This window comes from Faecalispora sporosphaeroides DSM 1294, assembly GCA_000383295.1.
GTDB lineage: Bacteria > Bacillota > Clostridia > Oscillospirales > Acutalibacteraceae > Faecalispora > Faecalispora sporosphaeroides.
In genome coordinates this window covers 218,851-237,711 of sequence record KB911068.1, presented here as the reverse complement: position 1 = coordinate 237,711, position 18,861 = coordinate 218,851, and the positions used below count along the sequence as shown (strand labels likewise).

General features: G+C 41.0%; 20 protein-coding genes and 1 pseudogene. 10 read left to right on the top strand and 11 right to left on the bottom strand.

Features of this window, described 5'->3' with window-relative positions:
* The first annotated feature begins 336 nt into the window (after positions 1-336).
* The 8 genes from G340_RS0107415 (at position 337) to G340_RS0107380 (ending at position 7,662) form a co-directional block, all read left to right on the top strand.
* Positions 337-801, top strand: coding sequence for a helix-turn-helix domain-containing protein (locus G340_RS0107415; protein ID WP_020073017.1), 465 nt, complete (start codon positions 337-339; stop codon positions 799-801).
* Complete coding sequence (locus G340_RS16565) at positions 770-1,651, top strand: ParB/RepB/Spo0J family partition protein (RefSeq protein ID WP_154653130.1); 882 nt, start codon at positions 770-772, stop codon at positions 1,649-1,651. The genes G340_RS0107415 and G340_RS16565 overlap by 32 nt, the downstream gene beginning before the upstream one ends.
* Before the next feature lie 172 nt (positions 1,652-1,823).
* Positions 1,824-2,363, top strand: a complete 540-nt coding sequence (locus G340_RS17240) for a lipocalin/fatty acid-binding family protein (protein ID WP_020073015.1) — start codon at positions 1,824-1,826, stop codon at positions 2,361-2,363.
* A complete protein-coding gene (locus G340_RS17235) occupies positions 2,360-3,178 on the top strand; it encodes a hypothetical protein (protein WP_020073014.1) in 819 nt (272 codons plus the stop codon). Before G340_RS17240 ends, G340_RS17235 begins: the two co-directional genes overlap by 4 nt.
* 426 nt (positions 3,179-3,604) lie before the next feature.
* Positions 3,605-4,630, top strand: a complete 1,026-nt coding sequence (locus G340_RS17490) for a tyrosine-type recombinase/integrase (RefSeq protein WP_154653129.1) — start codon at positions 3,605-3,607, stop codon at positions 4,628-4,630.
* A gap of 321 nt (positions 4,631-4,951) precedes the next feature.
* A complete protein-coding gene (locus tag G340_RS17865) occupies positions 4,952-5,584 on the top strand; it encodes a hypothetical protein (RefSeq protein ID WP_177309655.1) in 633 nt (210 codons plus the stop codon).
* Between the two features lie 187 nt (positions 5,585-5,771).
* Positions 5,772-6,467, top strand: coding sequence for a metallophosphoesterase family protein (locus G340_RS0107385; protein ID WP_020073010.1), 696 nt, complete (start codon positions 5,772-5,774; stop codon positions 6,465-6,467).
* A 706-nt stretch (positions 6,468-7,173) separates the two neighbouring features.
* The gene (locus G340_RS0107380; RefSeq protein ID WP_020073009.1) at positions 7,174-7,662 is read left to right on the top strand and encodes a helix-turn-helix transcriptional regulator; all 489 of its coding nucleotides are present in this window, start codon (positions 7,174-7,176) and stop codon (positions 7,660-7,662) included.
* Between the two features lie 5 nt (positions 7,663-7,667).
* Here G340_RS0107380 and G340_RS0107375 read toward each other — a convergent pair whose 3' ends face one another.
* The 8 genes and pseudogenes from G340_RS0107375 to G340_RS16545 all read right to left on the bottom strand — a co-directional run.
* Positions 7,668-9,347 carry a recombinase family protein gene (locus tag G340_RS0107375; RefSeq protein WP_009064819.1) on the bottom strand — a complete coding sequence of 560 codons (1,680 nt, stop codon included), beginning with the start codon at positions 9,345-9,347 and terminating at the stop codon, positions 7,668-7,670.
* 140 nt (positions 9,348-9,487) lie between these two features.
* Positions 9,488-9,751, bottom strand: coding sequence for a DUF6870 family protein (locus G340_RS0107370; protein WP_009064822.1), 264 nt, complete (start codon positions 9,749-9,751; stop codon positions 9,488-9,490).
* Positions 9,752-9,892: 141 nt separating this feature from the next.
* A complete protein-coding gene (locus tag G340_RS0107365) occupies positions 9,893-10,093 on the bottom strand; it encodes a hypothetical protein (protein ID WP_011988842.1) in 201 nt (66 codons plus the stop codon).
* 455 nt (positions 10,094-10,548) lie between these two features.
* Positions 10,549-10,968: an RNA polymerase sigma factor gene (locus G340_RS0107360; RefSeq protein WP_009064814.1), complete on the bottom strand. Its 420-nt coding sequence runs from the start codon at positions 10,966-10,968 to the stop codon at positions 10,549-10,551.
* A 487-nt stretch (positions 10,969-11,455) separates the two neighbouring features.
* Entirely contained in the window at positions 11,456-11,644 is a 189-nt protein-coding gene (locus G340_RS17485; RefSeq protein ID WP_011988843.1) for a cysteine-rich KTR domain-containing protein, read from the bottom strand.
* A gap of 240 nt (positions 11,645-11,884) precedes the next feature.
* Positions 11,885-12,748 (bottom strand): aminoglycoside 6-adenylyltransferase, encoded by an 864-nt coding sequence (locus G340_RS0107355; protein ID WP_011988845.1) that lies wholly within the window; start codon positions 12,746-12,748, stop codon positions 11,885-11,887.
* A 53-nt stretch (positions 12,749-12,801) separates the two neighbouring features.
* A complete protein-coding gene (locus G340_RS0107350; protein ID WP_009064810.1) occupies positions 12,802-13,635 on the bottom strand; it encodes a histidinol-phosphatase HisJ family protein in 834 nt (277 codons plus the stop codon).
* Between the two features lie 21 nt (positions 13,636-13,656).
* A pseudogene (locus tag G340_RS16545) lies at positions 13,657-14,808 on the bottom strand (MFS transporter); the annotation flags it as partial.
* 111 nt (positions 14,809-14,919) lie between these two features.
* On the opposite strand from G340_RS16545, the gene G340_RS0107340 reads away from it, so the two are divergent.
* Positions 14,920-15,816, top strand: coding sequence for an AraC family transcriptional regulator (locus G340_RS0107340; RefSeq protein WP_009064827.1), 897 nt, complete (start codon positions 14,920-14,922; stop codon positions 15,814-15,816).
* A gap of 82 nt (positions 15,817-15,898) precedes the next feature.
* Here the strand turns inward: G340_RS0107340 and G340_RS0107335 are convergent, their stop codons facing one another.
* Positions 15,899-16,321 carry a DUF523 domain-containing protein gene (locus tag G340_RS0107335; protein ID WP_011988846.1) on the bottom strand — a complete coding sequence of 141 codons (423 nt, stop codon included), beginning with the start codon at positions 16,319-16,321 and terminating at the stop codon, positions 15,899-15,901.
* Positions 16,322-16,351: 30 nt separating this feature from the next.
* A complete protein-coding gene (locus G340_RS0107330; protein ID WP_009064821.1) occupies positions 16,352-16,876 on the bottom strand; it encodes a nitroreductase family protein in 525 nt (174 codons plus the stop codon).
* Between the two features lie 142 nt (positions 16,877-17,018).
* On the opposite strand from G340_RS0107330, the gene G340_RS0107325 reads away from it, so the two are divergent.
* Positions 17,019-17,615: a TetR/AcrR family transcriptional regulator gene (locus G340_RS0107325; RefSeq protein ID WP_009064831.1), complete on the top strand. Its 597-nt coding sequence runs from the start codon at positions 17,019-17,021 to the stop codon at positions 17,613-17,615.
* Positions 17,616-18,013: 398 nt separating this feature from the next.
* On the opposite strand, the gene G340_RS0107320 is transcribed toward G340_RS0107325, so the two are convergent.
* Positions 18,014-18,598, bottom strand: a complete 585-nt coding sequence (locus G340_RS0107320; RefSeq protein ID WP_020073007.1) for a hypothetical protein — start codon at positions 18,596-18,598, stop codon at positions 18,014-18,016.
* Positions 18,599-18,861: the final 263 nt, after the last annotated feature.

The window sequence follows — 18,861 nt, the reverse complement described above, 5'->3', positions numbered from 1 at the left end:
TTGGCGGAAGAGGTGGGATTCGAACCCACGTGCCCTTGCGGACAACTGCATTTCGAGCGACTGGATGGAAAGGTGTGGAGAGGCCACTCTCGGTCGTTCAAGGCCTTTGAATATGACCGGAAATCCTTATATCATGCGGGTTTTCGGGCAATAAAGGCTGACGAGGCGCGCTATACCGGTAATATAAGAAAGGATGCGTTTTTACCCTTATCAGAGTCGAAATGATAGAGAATTGATAGCAAATCCTCGTCAAGTCTATCCCATAAACTCAATTTATCCCCCAGCAATTTCCGACTCTTTGCTGCCGACAAAGCAAGGAAACGGAGGTTGCACCTCATGAAGAAGCTTACTATAGATGAGCTGTACTTACAGATGTTTGCCACCTATGACGACATTCTTTCGGTCGATGATGTGGCAGTCATCATGAACCTAGACAAGAAGCGGGTGTACCGGATGCTGCGCTCAGGCGAGATCAACAGCATCAAGTTTGACCGCTGGGTGCGGGTGCCGAAGTTGTGGCTCATCGAGTACATCCAGAAATACGGATTTCAGAGACAGCAGAGCTTCCACGAGCAGAGACGGGCTGCCGTGGCGCTCTACTGCCAAACCCCAAGTAGCCGCAAACAGATTCAGGAATTCCTCGATTTATCCGACCGGAAATTTTTCCGGGACACCGTACTGCATCCCCTGCTGGAGGAAGGTGTCATCCGGATGACCATTCCGGAGTACCCCGGCCATGTGAAGCAGAGGTATGTAACGGTGCGACATTATGAAAGCGAGGATTCCGATGATGAAAACTAACACAGGAGAAAAAAGCGTATCTGTCCACTTGGAACAGCTGCAGCCCTTTGAACATCATCCGTTCCGGGTTGTAGAGGATGATGCTTTGAAACAGCTGGCCCAGAGCATCAAGGAAAACGGTGTGCTGACGCCCTGCATCGTCCGACCCAGTCCCTATGGCGATGGTTATGAACTTCTGTCCGGACACCGTCGGGTAGCCGCCTGCAGGTTGATTGGACGTAAGACCATACCGGCGATTATAAGGGAATTAGATGACGATGCCGCCACCATTCTGATGGTGGATGCCAATCAACAGCGTGAAAACCTACTACCCAGCGAGAAGGCGTTTGCCTATCGTATGAAGCTCGAGGCGATGAAACATCAGGGTAAGCGCACGGACTTGACTTCAACACAAGTTATGTCAAAGTTTCGCTCTAATGAATCTGTTGGTAGTGATAGTGGTGAGAGTAGAGAAAAAGTTCGACGCTATATCCGGCTGACCTACCTGGAAGAAAACCTACTGCGAATGGTGGATGAAGGCCACATCGCATTTGGCCCCGCCGTCGAGATTTCATTCCTTAAGCATAATGAACAGTGTATGCTGTTGGAAACCATCATCACCGAAGAAGCCACTCCATCCCTCTCGCAGGCTCAGATGCTGAAAAAACTCAGTCAGGAGGACAAGCTCGATATAGATGCAATTTTTGATATCCTGAGTGAGCAAAAAGGCAATCAGGTGAACCAGATTAAGCTGCGGGAAGACCAGCTGATGCAGTATTTTTCGCCTGGGACCACACCTCGCCAGATAGAGGAGATTATCTTCCGTCTGCTAGATGAGTGGAAACGTTCTGGCGGCTTATCCAAAAAATAATTACAACGACTTCTCTCATGAGGAGCCACAAGTTTGATTGTAATGACTTGTGGCTCCTCATTTATATTAAGATCTGAATAGTGAGCGCTTACCGGGCGGACGGCAAGGCAAGTTATTATTTTTTTTGATAATTCGTACCGAATTTGTTATAATAATTTCAGAGGTGAGGCTCATGGAAAAGCGCATTGCAAAGATCAATATCAGTTCCGCTGGTGGGACTGCGGCAAAGGGTTCAAAAACCTGCAAGGTCACTCTGCCAACCTCTTGGATGAATGAGCTGGGCATTGGCGAGGAACGTCGTGATGTAGAGCTTTCCTTTGACGGAAATCAGATCGTCATCTCTCGTCATTTGACTGGCGAGGAATTTGCTGAACAGAAAATAGCGGCTGGACACGATGTCCGTTTACTGCACTTCTACGATGGTGACAAGCTATGTACTGTGATCTATGCGGATTTCACAGATGAAACACTGACAGTTGAGAATTATGTGGATGATCCCGTCAAAACAGCATTCGGCAACAATGTGCTGCCGACTTGGGCGGCTTTCCAAGCATTTTTAGAGGAGCGCTGCGTGCCGCGACAGCGGGCCGGGCTGCGAGAGTATCTTGAAACCATCGGCGTGAGTGAATACGATCCTCTTGAGATCATTCAAAAGACCGCCGGGCGCATGGCGGAAGATCACCAGTGGCTTGAAATGGAGGTTCTGAAATGACGGTACGGCTTGTGTCTGATGAAAAGATCGCTGAAACCTCTTCCAAAGGCAATCAGGAAAAGTGGTATGATAGCATTATGGACAGCTGGTACAAGCTCGACCAGTTCGGCTATGAGGCACTGGCGGAAACGCTGATCTCCGTTTTGCTGGAAAAAAGCAGTATCGAAACGGATACGCCCTTTACCTTCGTGCGCTACCGCATGGAGAAGGTACGCGCCCACGGACGGGAGCGGACTGGCTGCGTAAGCCAGAATTTTTTGAGACTGGGACAGTCGCTAATTACCGTTAACCGCCTGCTAACTAACCATCTTGGCGTGCCTCTAAAGCAAAAATTGATGCAGCTTCCCAGCGATAAAAGACGCATCGCGTATTTGGCGGAAGCTACAGCCGAGTACACTGGGCTGACGGAGTTCCCACGCTATCTGACGCTGCTGTTTGAGGTTGACGCGCTGTTCTGCAACGACGACCGGCATTTAAACAACATCGCAGTGATTGAGCAGGCAGGAACGTATAATTACTGCCCCATCTTCGATAACGGCGCAGGGCTTCTCTCCAATACACAGATCCTGCAGATGGACGTCGCACCAAAGGCGTTAATCTCTGCACTACATGCCAGACCTTTTCATACGACGTTTACCCGCCAGATGAACTCGGCGCGCGGCCTCTACGGAAAGCAGCTTTCAATTCCGAAACTAAGCGACAAAGAGATTCGCGACGCGCTGCAGCCGATGCTGGAATATTATGCCGAGCGTGACCGCGGCATCATCGCAGACCGGGTAACAGAGTGCATCCTGACTAGGCAGAAGACTCTGTGAAAAGGATACAGCTTGTATGTTAGAAAAATGAGCAGCGCAGCCTCCGCACATGCTAAGATATCAATCAGTCTCTATTTGCATCTGGTGCCAATGGACGCCCGGAGCTTCATGGAATGAAGTCTCCGGGCGTTTTTCGCGCTTATAGGATGGGAGGCATTTACGAAAAGTGCTGAGATCAGGACAAATAAAAATACCACAGCTATTTAAACATTGAAAACTAACAGGAGGAATCTATTTAATGGCATCAATCGTAATGCGGGGTGAAAGTTATTCAGTGGTCTATATGAACACAGTAGACGGCGCTCGTAAGCAAAGTGGGAAACCTATCCTACTCTGGAAAAGGCTAAAATCCGTGTAGAACAAATTAACCTGTGCACTCGGCGAAAAAAAGCGCTGGAGACGCATCAGGTAGAAACGGTAGAGCAGTTGATGGAGGTCTATATTCAACTCTATGGTATTTCAAGATGGTCGTTTTCAACCTATCAGGCAAACTGTGGCCTCATTCGGCATTACATCCTACCACAGCTTGGTTCTATGAGGCTGACAGAACTAACACCCCGAGTAGTAGCAGAGCTATACCGGTGTTTGCTCACCCAGCCCCGGATTGACAGCCCCTATCATCATTGGAAAGGGCAGACCATTTCTGCCTGCACGCTTCATAGCATACACAAGGTTCTCCACAGCGCTTTTGAGCAGGCAATTCTATGGGAATATGTTACCCGAAATCCATTTTATCGAGCGCCGCTACCTAAAATGCATTCCAGACATCAGAATTTTCTCACACCAACGCAGGTTGAAGCACTTCTGCCACATTGTGATCCAATATTATCCCTCGGAATTCACTTGGCCTTTGCCGGCTCCTTCCGAAAGGGGGAGCTTTTGGCGCTTACATGGGAAGACGTGGATTTTAATACAGGTGCCATTCATATCAATAAGACGCTTTCCCGTATCAGCCGAGAGGCAGTTAAACAGCTTAACGGAAAAGATATTTTATTTGCATTCCCACCAGCGGGAAGAGAACTACAGACACTGTTGGTTCTAAAACAGCCCAAGACAGAGTCCAGTGTACGCATAGTTTATCTGCCAAAAACAGTTTTGCAAGCTTTGAAGAACCATCAAAGCTTGCAGTCAAGAAATAATTATACTGTTGTATCGGATGCTCCGGAGATGATCTTCTGTTACGAGGATGGTCGTCCCATTCAGGAAAGTACCCTTACCAAGTATTTTCATGCAGCACTTGAGCAGGCAGGGATTCCCAAAGTGTCTTTTCATAGTCTGAGACATAGCAGCATTACCTATAAGCTGATCTTATCCGGCGGTAATATCAAAGCGGTACAAGGTGATTCCGGACATGCTCAGGCGGATATGATTATAGAAACCTATGGGCATATTCTGGATCAATGCCGCAGAGATAATGCAGTACGCTTTGAACAGGATTTTTATAAAGATTAGGAGTGAATAGTATGCCAGAATCTTGAATTATTTGAGTTTTAATACGTAAGAGTTGAACCGCCGACCTATCTCTTAGGAGGTGATAGGTCTATCCGATTTATACTATTTGTTCTGTAAGATTAGCAAACTGCCACTTACTGTTTTGTCATTATAACACAATTGAAAGGAGTGTTTATTATGAATGCTTATGAGGTGTTGGGAGCTAATACTTTTTTTGAACTCGCAGATAATCTGGAACTCTTCCTGTCTCAACCCGATTTATCGCAAGGCGATATAAAAAAACTATTCTAAGAGGTGCAACACTCCTGCGAAAGGATTGCGATGAGCTCTTTTTTAGAAAGGCACCCTTCGTGGAGTGTCTGCAGTGGAATACAAGCTTCCAAGGTATATCTATACAGAGCTTGGGGGAAAGTACGAAATCTTGAACAAAACATTGAACACCTTTCATCTATCATAAACGAGATTCGCAATGATTTTATTCCAGCGGAAGGCCCACAAATTACTGAAGAGTCTGCGACGAAACTTTTATCTTTTTTGGATCGGTATTATGATTTCTCATCCAACACATTATCCGGAAATCATATGTTCGTTTTATTACCTGGCTGTGGGCATCGTGTTTTTGATGCATTCTGTCGCCCGTATACCAATGCTGATCATTTCTCCTTCTGTGACATCTTTATGCCGCGAGCTGTAAAAGACATAAAAACACCGCCTGAATGCATTCTGCTTCATGAACTGGGACATGTATTAAATGTTAGACTGACCGGAGATATTGAAGTTCCGTCGGCTTCTTTTCAAAAATTCAATGAGCTGATTCTATCTCCAGAGGATTGTCAGGCCGTAATGCAGGAGCCCACTGAAATGTATGCACACGTTTTTGCTATGGCAGTGCTTACCGCACTGGGGCGGACTAAACCCTGTTACCCGCAAACCAGAAAATCTAAAAGTCTATAATCGCAAAAAGGCATGGAAATGGAGTGAGGAATCATCCATGACCGTGCCTTTTGAATTTACAAGAGGTTTATTGCCGTCCATTTCGCGCTGAATAATCCGTACCGTTCAATCCACAGAAGCCTCCCACTCTGAAAAATAATGTGATATACTGAAAAGGCTACATTTGCTCTTAACAGGAGGAATTGCCTTGATTTATATCACCGGCGACACTCACGGCAAGTTTGAACGAATTGCTGATTTTTGCGAAACTTCGCATACCTGCCTTGAGGACGTTTTAATTATTTTAGGAGATGCAGGCATCAATTATTACGGCGGGAAAAAGGATATGCGTCTGAAAGAAAAGCTATCGGCACTGCCTATTACCCTGTTCTGCCTGCATGGCAACCATGAGGCGCGTCCCGCCTCTACCGGACTTTATGAATTGTGCTCTTGGCATGGCGGGCAGACTTATATGGAAACGGCTTATCCCAATCTGTTATTTGCCAAAGACGGCGAAATCTATGAGCTGGACGGTTATCGGTGCTTTGCCATCGGCGGTGCCTACAGCGTGGATAAATATTATCGTCTGGAGAAGGGATTCAAGTGGTTCTCAGATGAGCAGCCAGATGATGAAACGAAGCAAACCGTAGAGGCAAGATTAGAGAACGTAAATTGGAAAGTTGCTGTGGTTCTTACCCACACTTGTCCCCTCAAATATGAACCGGCGGAAGTGTTCCTGCCTTTCATCGATCAATCCCACGTGGACAAATCTACTGAAGAGTGGCTGGACAGGATTGAATCTCGCCTGACTTATCAAAAATGGTACTGCGGTCACTATCATACAGAGAAGCAAGTAGATAAACTAGAGTTTCTTTTTGAAAGCATTCAAGTATTTTGCCAATAGAATCAAATGTTAAGTAAGAGTCAATGGTTCATTTAAGCGATGACCATTGGCTCAAATTCATTTGTATGAGAGAATGACGGCAGTCAATATAACTGCCACTAGATATACCCGGAATGCGGTTGTCTTCGTGGAACATAACAAACCTCACGCCGCATGATTACTAGGTTTTTTGATTTAGAGGGCGATGCTTTTTCTCGTGTTTCTTCCTATATTTCTCTCCTGTTTCCTGAGATTGCATGGGAACGAGTATTTAGATTGAAACGAGTCAGATATCTGTAACGTAAACTTTAAACATTGTTTTTAATAACCTTTTACTCGAAACGAGACACAATGTGCCTCGTTTCTGCTTGTTTGACAGAATTCGGGTAGAACACCTTAAAGAAGCCAGCTTAGGAATTCAGGATTCATGCATATTCGAACCCAGAACTAACAAGAGCGTATGTGATTTCGAGCGGTTACCTAGAACTGTAAATCGACGGAAAACAGAAGAATTTAATGGTAGATAAAGGCACTGCAAAGGCTCTGAAATTCAGGGTTTTTGCAGTGCCTTTCCTTGCGGTTCAAGTAACCGTGCAGGTTTGCTAAAGACACCCCATTTTGACCCTTTTTTTGCACGTTGGAGAGATGTAGGAGAGATGTAAAACCCTGTTGTCATCAATGTTTGCTGCCTACTGCTGAAATTTTGGAGAGATATTGAGGCTAAAAAATGAATTATGAGAAAATTTGTGCCGGCATCAAGGCGACACGAAAAAAGTATTTGACCCAACAAGAAGCAGCTGAACTTTGCCACCTGAGCAAAAAGACAATTTACAAGCTGGAGCGCTCCGGGGTGCTCCCTTACGAGGAGCACGTTGACCAGCTGATTCACACTCATAAAATCAAAACCACCGATGTTCTGATTATGCTGAGGAATAGGTATTGCCAGCAAAGCAGCCAAAGTCAGTACATCAAAACCATGACAAGCTATTATAAGAAACTCCTGCGAAAAGAACCAGATACTCTGGAGCTTTCGGATATCATGCGTTTAACCGGATTTTCCAAATCAGGAGTGCTGAACTGGTTGCTTCGTAGAAAGTTAAAATCTATTCGTAGCGGACGCTTCTACCTTGTGCCCAAGAGATACTTGTTAGATTTTCTGTTATCACCATATGAGTGTTATATATTAGGAAAACCAACAAGCTCTGTTCGTGTGTAGGTGTCTTATCCTACCTGTAAATGCGAGTTGACTTCGATATACTGGATAATGCGGCGCAGCTCGTCGGCAAACTTAAACCGTATGCTTATGTCGCCGCCCTCGTATACTTTGATATGGTCAACCAGTTCGATTAAGATTTCTCTTGTCAGCTTGTCGATGTTCTCGTATTTTCGGAAAGTTGCTAAAAAAGGATTTTCGGTGTCAATGCCATTTTCCAGTTCGTCCCGCTCTTTTTTCAGATTGGCAATCACTGTGCCAATGGCTTCATTTTGCTGTTCATAATCTTCACTCATGTGGCGGTAATCATTATGTGTGATATGACCGTCTTTCCAGTCCTGATAAAGTGCTTGCTTGTACCGCATGATTTTGGTAAGCTCTTTTTCTTTTGCGGTAATCAGTTCATTCAGCCGTATCGACTGGCTTTTTTTGAGCGGAGCCAAGTTAATTTTTGATACAATGGCGGAATAGCTGACTGCAAGATGTACCTGTTGCCGGATTGCATAGAGTACAGCCGCTTCAAGCCTTGTGCTTTTAATAGAGTGCATAGTGCAGGCTTTTTTAGAAAGGCTCTTATATGTTCCGCATTGGTAGTAAACGTACAATTCCTTGCTTGCTATCCGCGACATTGCCCGGCCACAATCCGCACAGCGGAGAAAGCCGCTAAACAGATAAAGCTGTTTCTGTTTTGGAGAAGTGCGGGTGTCACGCTTTAGCAGTTGCTTAACCTTTTCAAAGGCTTCGCGGTCAATAATCGGTTCATGGGTATTCGGGACAACAATCCAGTCTTTTTCAGGTACAGCTTCGATTTTGTGTATCTTGTAGCTTTTCACACGGTTTCGCCCCTGTGCCATATCTCCAACATAGACGGGATTTTTCAGCATATTGCTGATAGTAATGGTACTCCACATGGGCTGTGTCTGTCCGTTGGGGCATTTGTACTTTAATCCCTGACTTTGCTTGTAAACGGAAGGACACATAACACCGTGGTCGTTCAGATGATTCACAATAGCCCTGACGGTCATACCGCTTAGACACATGGAAAAAATCTTCTTTACCACTTCGGCGGCTTCATGGTCTACCAACAAAGCGTGTTTATCATTGGGGTCTTTGATGTAGCCATAGGGGGCATAGGAGCCAATAAATTCGCCATTACGTTTCTTGTAGTCAAACACCTGACGGATTTTCTTTGAAGTTTGGTAACAATACTGGTCGTTCATTACGTTCGTTATAGGAACAAGAATACTTGATACGCTGTCAGGGTTCAAATAACTGTCTACGCCCTCTGCCAAGCTGATAAAGCGTACATTCATCTGAACAAACAAATTTTCAATCAGGCTCCCGGCGTCCGTATAGTTACGGGAAAGACGGGAAAGGTCTTTGACAATCACGCAGTTTACCTTTTTCGCGTAAATGTCGGCCAGCAGTCTTTGAAAATCTGCCCGGTTCGTGTCTGTACCTGTGCAACCGTCATCAACATAGGTTTCGGCGCTTTCAAATTCATCAAGGTGCTGTCTGTAATAATCATCAAGCAACTTTTTTTGATTGGTGACACTGTTGCTGTCGTCCTTGCCACGATTCAAGTCCTCTTTGGATAACCGGATATATTTTGCAAGATTCCACCGTGTAGGATTATACGAAAATTGAGAAACAGCAGTATTTGTTTCCCTGTTTTTGGTTCGTGCCATGCTTCCTCCTTCCTATCACATTACACTTACATTATACCATTTCAGCATAATGCGAACAATGTTGTCGAGGGCTTAAAAATACTGTTAGATAGCTGATATTACCGACTTCGGGCCAAGTTGGCCCGAAGTGACATGACCGATTACAGGCCGCTTTTCTGCCGTATAAGAAAGTTTGTAATTACATCCTGCAAGGGGGGGCCGTCCTCCGGGAACTCTACCTTTACCGCAGTATCTCCATGACGGAAGCAGTAAGGGTTTTTTACCTGCTTCAAAATATGTGCCGCACGTTCCCTTTGAGGCAGGCTGTTATCAAAGTCGATTCCGCTAACATCTGTCAACTGTGATTTATCCACTGTGGCAATATCCACATCTTGCATTGTGATGATCTGTTCCAGATTTACCATCGCTTTGTGCCTCCTTCTCAAATGAAAAATGTACTTTATGTTTCCTGCTGTCCTATGAGGAAACATAAACAGTCACCACTTTATAAGCAAAAGTGATGGCTGTTAATCTTTCCTCATACTTCGGGCCGAGTTGGCCCGAAGTCAATAGGGACTGTTCCGGTAATGCCCGTCTGCTTCGTGAATGGATTTGAAGTCAAATCTTTCGTTCAGTTCCATAACCACGCGCCGAATATCATCAGAGCTAAAACCACAGCTTTCCATTGCCCAAATGACATAGCCGCGACAAGCATTGTTGCTCCACGGTTCAGGCAGTATTTCCGATAAATTCATATCTTTTTCCATTTCGATTCTCCTATGCCAGAATAGGGGGAGTGCCGCGCCGGGAAAGAATGGGCTGTCATTAGACAGAAATGCCCGGCGCGGCCTCCTATATGGTAAATAAGAGGATAACCCGGACAGGCGGCGGCAACCGCCCTCATGGGAATTTCACCCCGCCCCATGCTGATGGCGCGACGGTCAATACTGTGACGCGTTCAAACCGTAAGTATCATTGTACCAATCAAAAGATTATCGCCGGGTAGATTGCCATATCTGCTCTGTCACAGTTGGTAGGAATCGCTCACGCTCCGTTTGGTTTTTCCCCCTTTCAACGGGCGGTTTTGGCGTACCCTGTGGCTTGGCTCCCTTTTGATTGAACGTATCCGGGTTATCTGTATTCAGTTGTCAAAGAACGGCAGATGGAGAAAAAACTCCTTCTAATAGCCATGTGATTTGAAAAGCAAATTCGGAACTGGAAATTAAGACTTTTTCAAAAATTTCTCCATGCTTTTCAACCCTTTCTCAATAGCAACTCTGACGGCTTTTTCATTTATACCCTCTGCCCGTGCAATATCGGATTTACTCATACCGAGTATGTAATGGGCATAAATTCGTTTTCCTTGCTTGTCCGGCAAGTAAGCGATTGCGGAGTGCAGTTGTTCGGAAGTAATTTTACGCTCGTAAATCTCGCAAGGGGAAAGGGATTCAAAAAGAATATCCTTTTCGATCCCGTCGTCAGCGTCCAGCGAATAGTGGGCTTTGTTATAGAAGCGGCGGCGAATGTAGTTTTTCTCCAAACGTTCTGCTTCCAGCAAAGCGTCCTTGATTTCATCTGATATCTCAACAAAAAAGTCTGAATTATAAAACGGGTAATAATCCCGCAGATTGATTTTTGCCATAAGGCGTTCCTCCATTTCGATTTTTTAGGGAATAGTGAATCGAAATGGAGCGGGAGGGGAACGACAGCGAGGTCGGACTTCGGGCCAAGTTGGCCCGAAGTGACAAGGCTTGTTCCATACGTTGTCAGTGAAAAAAGGATACAAAAAAACACCTTTACGCAAATTAGCGCGAAAGGTGTCGAATAAAAAATGGGCGCAATAGCCGCCCACAAGTTGATATAATACTTTTAAACTATGTAAATGAAATTTTTCTGCTATATTAAACCGTCACAATATGGCGGCGTTTCTCTCAGAGAAAAAAATGCTTTGGGGTACATAAAAACCTCCTTATCCCAAAGCCGCCAGAATAAGAAGAATTACAGGTATACTCTTTCCGATTTTTAACGGAAAATGACGGCTTTGTATGTCTGTTAAATTTGTCAGCAATCGTATAACAGAAAATTGTTATATGAAAAGAGCCGATAATCAAGAGATATGTACTCATTGATTATCGGCTCTGCGTCTTTGCGTCTGGCTCTTTGATAACTGACATATTGAGTTGTAGCACATTGATTAGAGATTCTTGTTTACATTTGGGACAGTATAGGGGGAAGTTTTCGAGGATTGTATCTTTCCTAATTTTCAGTCTTGTTTTATTGCCACATATAGGACATAGTAACCATTGAACTTCAATCATTATCACCCCCTACATCATTTCATTAGTTGCTATTTTTCTGCTCTAATAATTACTGTTCCACAATTTTGATACAAAACTTCAACCGTTTTAAAACCGGCGTTTTTCATAAGTTCAAATTGATGTACCAATGTCAGTGGAATATCAATTTGTATAAACATATCTTAGGGTGTATTATTTTGCTTGCGCTTATATTCGTATTCCTTAAGGCAAAGCGCTTCCTCTTCATCGCAATAGGCAAATCTAGTATATTTCTGTTGCGTTGGACGGTAAGCTTTTAACGCGCTCAAGGTAGCTCTTGCTATTTCTTGCTTCTGTCAAATCGTAGGGGAAATTTAATTTCTCACTTACCTCCAAAGAAATTTTCTGAAACAAATCGCACATGAGAAAAACAGCATCCCATATAGCGTTTATTTGTGCTTTCGAATAAGATTCTAAGTATTGTTCATAAATCCCTTTCGGCAAATACTTGTCCATGTATTTTGCGGATTTCCCTGCGCTGACTGAAAAATCATTATCAATCCCAATTTTCCATTCCAGCAGCCGCCTAAGCATTGGCCTTATTTGAAAATTTATCATATCCATTGCATATGGAATCTCATTCCTCCATAATCCCTTCGCCACATTATTTAAACACCACCAAAATTCATTACATGTACAATAGAATTGATTTGGCACCGGCTTTTTCACCCAATATTCTTCATCGGACAATACTTGTTTTTGAGGCATGATATTGTCCTTGTCAACTAGTGTTTTATACAATTCTAGACTATTAAGTACATTTTCTAATGTCTTTACATGTAAATCCAATCTATTTCCATCAGTGAATTGAATTAGCCAACCATAGCAATTTTCAACATCAGAAGTGTAGTAGATATTTTCCTCTGGATATTGCATATACAAGCGCTCACCAAATCGATCAATCCAGGCTTTGTCCTCTCTGAATGACCTTGTTTCTGTAACAACATATACAATATCATAATCTTGAAAGATATCTTTTGGTACATTTGGATTTGCACGTGAACCTTCTAAGTAGGCCGCACGAATGCGGACATCATTGTTGGCAACTGCTATGATTAAATCCATCATTTCTTTTTCTGATCGCATACTGTGTCTCCTTTTATAGTGAAGATAAACTAAGTTATCCGGACAATTTTCTATTATATCAACTTATGAAAATGCGGCCTCATATTCTCGTATGTACAATGATATCGAAATCCCATATCGAATAATACTTTCTTGGTATTTTCAATATGTGCACCTAGCTGTCCTTTTTTATGACTGTCGCTTCCAATCGTGATAATCTCACCGCCTAATTTTTTATATAAAGTAAGTATATCTTTGGATGGTGTCATATCCGTAAGTCCATATCTGTAGGATGACGTATTTACTTCTATTCCTTTTCCATCACGAATGACAATTTTTAAAATTTCATTAACTATGTCTGAAATCTTTTCAAACGGATATGTGCCATTTTTATCATATCTTATAATAATATCTAAATGTCCCAAAACACTATAATTTTTATATTGTTTTACAATTTCCAGCAGCTCTTGATAATATTTTTCGTTATATTCTTTCTGGCTCTTTCCTTTCTGAAAATCCTGTGTCCATAATTCCAAGTTATCTATTTGATGCACAGATAGAATAATAAAATCAAATGGATATTTCACAAAGAGCTTTTCATATTGAGAAATTGTATGCACCTGTACTCCAAACTCCATTCCCTTTTTTATAGCAATCAAGTCACCATATAAATATTGTAATTCCTTAATCGTCTCAAAATATTCTGGATAATACACATTTGCCATAGGCATACCATCGCGATATTGAATTTCTTTCTTATCATTCCAGTCCAGCTTAACTCCATAATCTACATGATCCGTAAAACATATTTCTTCCATTTTTATTTGTATTGCATCTTTTACAACCTCTTCCATTTCATAAACAGAATCATCGCTAAATTCTGTGTGAACATGATAATCAGCAAACATTTTCTTCATCCCTTCAAGCAGTTTTTTTACCAGCAATTCATGCATCATCACCATTAATAAAAGAATGATTAGCAAATATACCGGCAGCAAAACAATATTTATATGCTTTGCAATTAAGCCGAATAGCGGCGGCATCACACAGGTTCCCACATATGCACTTGCCATCTGAACCCCGATGATTGCCTGTGACTTATCCGCACCAAAACGGGACGGAGTGGAGTGAATAATACATGGGTAGATTGGCGCACATCCAAAACCAAAGAAAAACAAGCCGACCAAAGATATTACTTCATTTAACGGCAGTAACATCATAATAATACCAGCCGCAATGATTCCCTGCCCCAGACGAATCATTTGTAAATCGCTTAATTTCATACTTATAAATCCACTTAATACCCTCCCAATGGTAATACCAATAAAAAACATACTTGCAAAACCAGCCGCTGTCTCAATTGAAAATCCTTTGATCAGGGTAAGATAACTGCTTGCCCATAAGCCGGTCGTCTGTTCCAAAGCACAGTAGCAAAAGAAACAAAGCATTACTTCTTTTGCTCCAGAAATCTGAATTACCTCTTTCAAAGGCAATGCTTTTCCCGCTAAAATATCATTCTCTTCTGCCGTCCCTTTTTGGTTCTTCCATAACGGCAGGCTAAAAAACAAAACTACTGCAAAAGCAATCTGTAAAAAGGAAATATACTGATAACCTGCATTCCAATTCTGACCATGCTTCAAGGCATATCCCATCATATAAGGCCCAATAGTTGCGCCGATTCCCCACATACAATGAAGCCAACTCATATGTCTGCTTGCATAGTGAAGTGCTACATAATTATTCAAGGATGCATCAACACTACCTGCTCCAAGTCCGTAAGGAACTGCCCAGAAACAAAGCAAACCAAATGAGTGTGAACTGGAAAAGCCAAATAAAGCAACTGCCGTCATAGTAATGCTGATGGTCGTTATCTTTCCGGTTCCAAATTTACGGGTAAGTTTATCACTCTGTAAACTTGAAACAACGGTTCCGATTGCAATAATCATAGAAATGACGCCTATGTATGAAATCGGCACCCCAAATTCCATATACATGGATGGCCATGCCGAACCCAATAAGGAATCGGGCAATCCAAGACTAATAAATGCAATATAGATAATTACTAACAGTAATTGAAACATATTGATCTCCTTCTCTTTTTTGTGATATAATAATATCATCATTCAACGAACTTTTATATAATATTTCACTCGAAATTATATAATAAAATCGTCAAAGAGAAGGTATCTTGTATGAGCATAGCAAAATGTAATGTAACAGTGAATTCTTCCGGTGAAGAAGTTCAAAAGCATGGAACGTCAGAATTCCCGATTGCTTTTTATGAGGAAAACTTATCAAGCTATTCTATTCCCTGGCACTGGCACGAAGATTTTGAGATTATATGGGTAATCTCAGGATCGATAAAAGTATCTGTTAATAGCACAGAACATATCCTAAACAAAAATCAAGGGATATTTATCAATGCAGGCTTTCTTCATTCCATTCATGCAACAAACGATGGCGAATACGTTTTAAGATCCATTGTTTTTCATCCAAGGCTAATCGGAAGCATAGATAGTATATACTGGCAAAATTATATTGAGCCGATTATCCAGAATAAAAATCTGCCATACATTTTATTAGACCCATTCATTAACTGGCAGGACAAAATACTCGCTTACTCGATTTCTGTATGGAACAGACTTTATAACACTGAAAATGGTTTTGAAATATATGTCAGGAACGAATTATCGCAATTGATTCTAATTGTGCTAACAAATCATTCCATATGTGAAGCAAAACCCAGCATTCGAAATCTTCGAAATGCCGATCGAATAAAAACCATGCTTCAATACATTCAGATGCATTTTTCAGAAACCATAACCATCTCTACTTTAGCAAGGGTAGCGCTGATCAGTGAAAGCGAAGTTCTGCGCTGTTTTCACCGTACAATCCATTCCACACCGAATCAGTACCTGAAACAATATCGAATCCAAAAAGCATGTCAAATGTTAATCGATACAGATATGACTTCTATCGATATTGCCTTTCAATGCGGATTTCAAAGCAGCAGCTACTTTACGAAAACTTTCCGAGAACAGATTGGCTGTACCCCTTTGGAGTACAGAAAAAGGGATCAGCAATGCTAATCCCTCTTTCTAATGTAATGAAAAGTTAGACACGACGACCAACTGATATTCGGCAAAAACATTGAATTTTTCTATTTCGAATCTACATATTAAAATCTTCTGCATCTTTTACGGGGTACCCTTTAGTAATCAGGGCTTTAGCAAAAAGTCCCTGACCAGATATTAGCTTCCCGGTAAATGTTCCATCATATATATTGTTAACTCCGCAAGTTGGACTTCTTGACTGCAAAATAGCCAAATCAATTTTTTCTCCTTCTATTTTTTCTAATGCAAGCGCAACTGCTTTCCTATAATCAGAATCAACATTATTTCCCTTATCATCCATCACTACTTCATCAACAATCTCAGCACATGGTCGGGGAATAGGCATATTGGCTAACATTTCAGGACAAATACTGAGAACCTCTTTTCCTTTTAGATATTCAATCACAGCTTCATTGCGATTGTTTCTTCCATTATATTTACAATTACATCCTAGTACACATGCACTTACTAATACTTTCATACTCAACAACTCCTATGGAAGACTTTTACCTTAATCTATATATTTCTCATACATCACCGTTTCGCTTATTTCTTTGCGTTGGGCAATATGACGCTCTGGACTTAAAAAGCCTTTTTCTGGATACCCCATTAAGAGTAAAGCTGTCGGTTCTATGTACTCTGGTAAATGAAATTCATTGCTTATAATTGCGGGATCAAACAAACCAACCATTACGCTTCCAATATTTAATTCTCTTGCTGCCAACATCAGGTGGTCACAGACAATACCTATATCCAAATCGCCAGAACATTTTTGATCAAATGGCCGTATTAATTCATCCCGTCGATCCCGACACACGATAAAAACACACTTAGAACCAAACGTTTGATAAGCCTTTTTAATTTTTAAAATGTTTTCTTCACTTTGAACAACAATAATCCTTTGTGGTTGTTTATTACAGGCTGTAGGGGCGACACGTCCAGCCGATAAAATCTGATTTAAGTCATCTTTTGGAATCTGTGCTCCCGTAAAGCCGCGTGTTGTGCAGCGTTGTTTTGCCAGTGTTAAAAAATCCATTATTCTTCCTCCTATATACGAATGATTATTCACATTATCATTATAGTACCCGCATTGATAGATGTCAACAAAATGCGAATAATGATTCACATTTCATTGACCTGATTTAAAGTTCCAAGTATAATAAAAAAGAGGTGATATTATGAATGATGTAAGAGAACCCATTCAAAAACGTTCTATTGAAACAAAGAAAAAAATACTAGATGCCGGGTTTGCCCTTTTTTGCGAAAAAGGATATTATAAAACCAATACAATTGAGATTGCCAAACGTGCTGGTATCTCAACAGGAGCGCTATATAGTTACTTTAAAGATAAGAAACAAATATACATTGCTGCTTTTCACGATTATCTTGAAAATATTTCAGGCCATTTACTTGAAAAATTAAGTTTGCAACAACCTTTTTCACTAGCTAGTTTTGTCGAAAATTGGATCTGTTATTATATTGACTTATATGCCGATACCAGTCACGCTCTGGCTCAGTTAAGAATGATGATATCAGAAGATACTGATATCAATCGTCATTTTTCCAATTTTGAAAATGAATATTTTTTAAAAATTAAAGAGCTATTAAATAAAAATGGCATAACGCAAGATGACTTATTTGAAAAAGTTTACACTTGCTGCATTTTAATTGATGCTCTTAGACAGGAAAAATCTGCATTTTCACACAACGGCTTAGACTTCAATATTTTTAAAGACCAAGTAACCAAAACTGTCATTGTATTATTGTCAAGTTGATTTTTTATTAAGGGCTAATAAAATCGCAGAGCAAGTCTATTTTTCTGTATGGCAATTCAATTTGTCATTTGATAACTCTATCTATGTAATCTATCAAGGGGTGTAAATGAGAGACTTCAATTAATTCGGAAGCTCTTTCAGACGCAAAGATGGCGTAAGAAATTGCTTTCTTACGCCGGTATTAGCCACAGGTCTAGAGGTCAGGTCTTACCTTTTTCAACTTGTTCAGTTCCCTCGCAAACACATATCAATATTCCATTGTATTAGATAAGGACATTTTCCTTTGGAAAGCGTCATTATTATATCAAAATATACTCCAATCCAAAATCCTTCGCAAAAGTCGTAAACATCTATTAATCCTTCATATTTTCAGACTTTTTACTAAAAAACCATCTCATTCAGGAAAAGAAAGGCATTTGATACAGAAAAAAGGCAATAGCAGGTCCTATACACAGTGATATTAATGTTGTAATCAATTTTTTATGCATAAGAATTATAGCACAAATTAAAAATATTATCTCACAATACATATCATCATGATTACTGGACATAATTTGCAAAAGCATTACCGAAATAACACCTGCTGATAGTAATACCGCTAAGATATTATCTTGCTTTATTTTATGACATAAAACGGCCAAAAACGGCGATATTGCGGTAATTGTATACCAAATTAACATATAGCTATTAACATTAACATGAATCAATAAATGGTATATATGAAATGTAATATTTAGACTTAAGAAAAAAAACAAAACTCTAATTGCAGCTGAAATAGATTTTTCGCTTTTTAATGAAATAAATAATGCAATAAGGATCCATATACCAAAATTTGAAAGAATCGCATTTACATTTATTTGACCTAAGAAGAAATTGATATGGATATGCCTATTGTCTATATAGGCCGAAAAAAGACCTAATAAAACACCAACCACTGTAACGCTTAGTATGGGAATGACATTCTTTTTTGTTATTTTATTCAACTTTATAACCCTCCAAATTATATAAATAGCGAGTAATATCCATTCGCATTTTTCCATGATACATCTATTTATTTGCTAAATGAGATTGCAGTGTGTAACTGTAGCAATAATAATTAACGCAACGCCTGAACCAAACCATAACCCAACGAAATGGGACAACATCTGCTAAAGGCCCAAAAATCGCCATACCAATAGGCAAAAAACCGGAGTAGATTATTTTTGTATTCCATTGTTTTTATCCATATTTGCATTATACTTTGCGA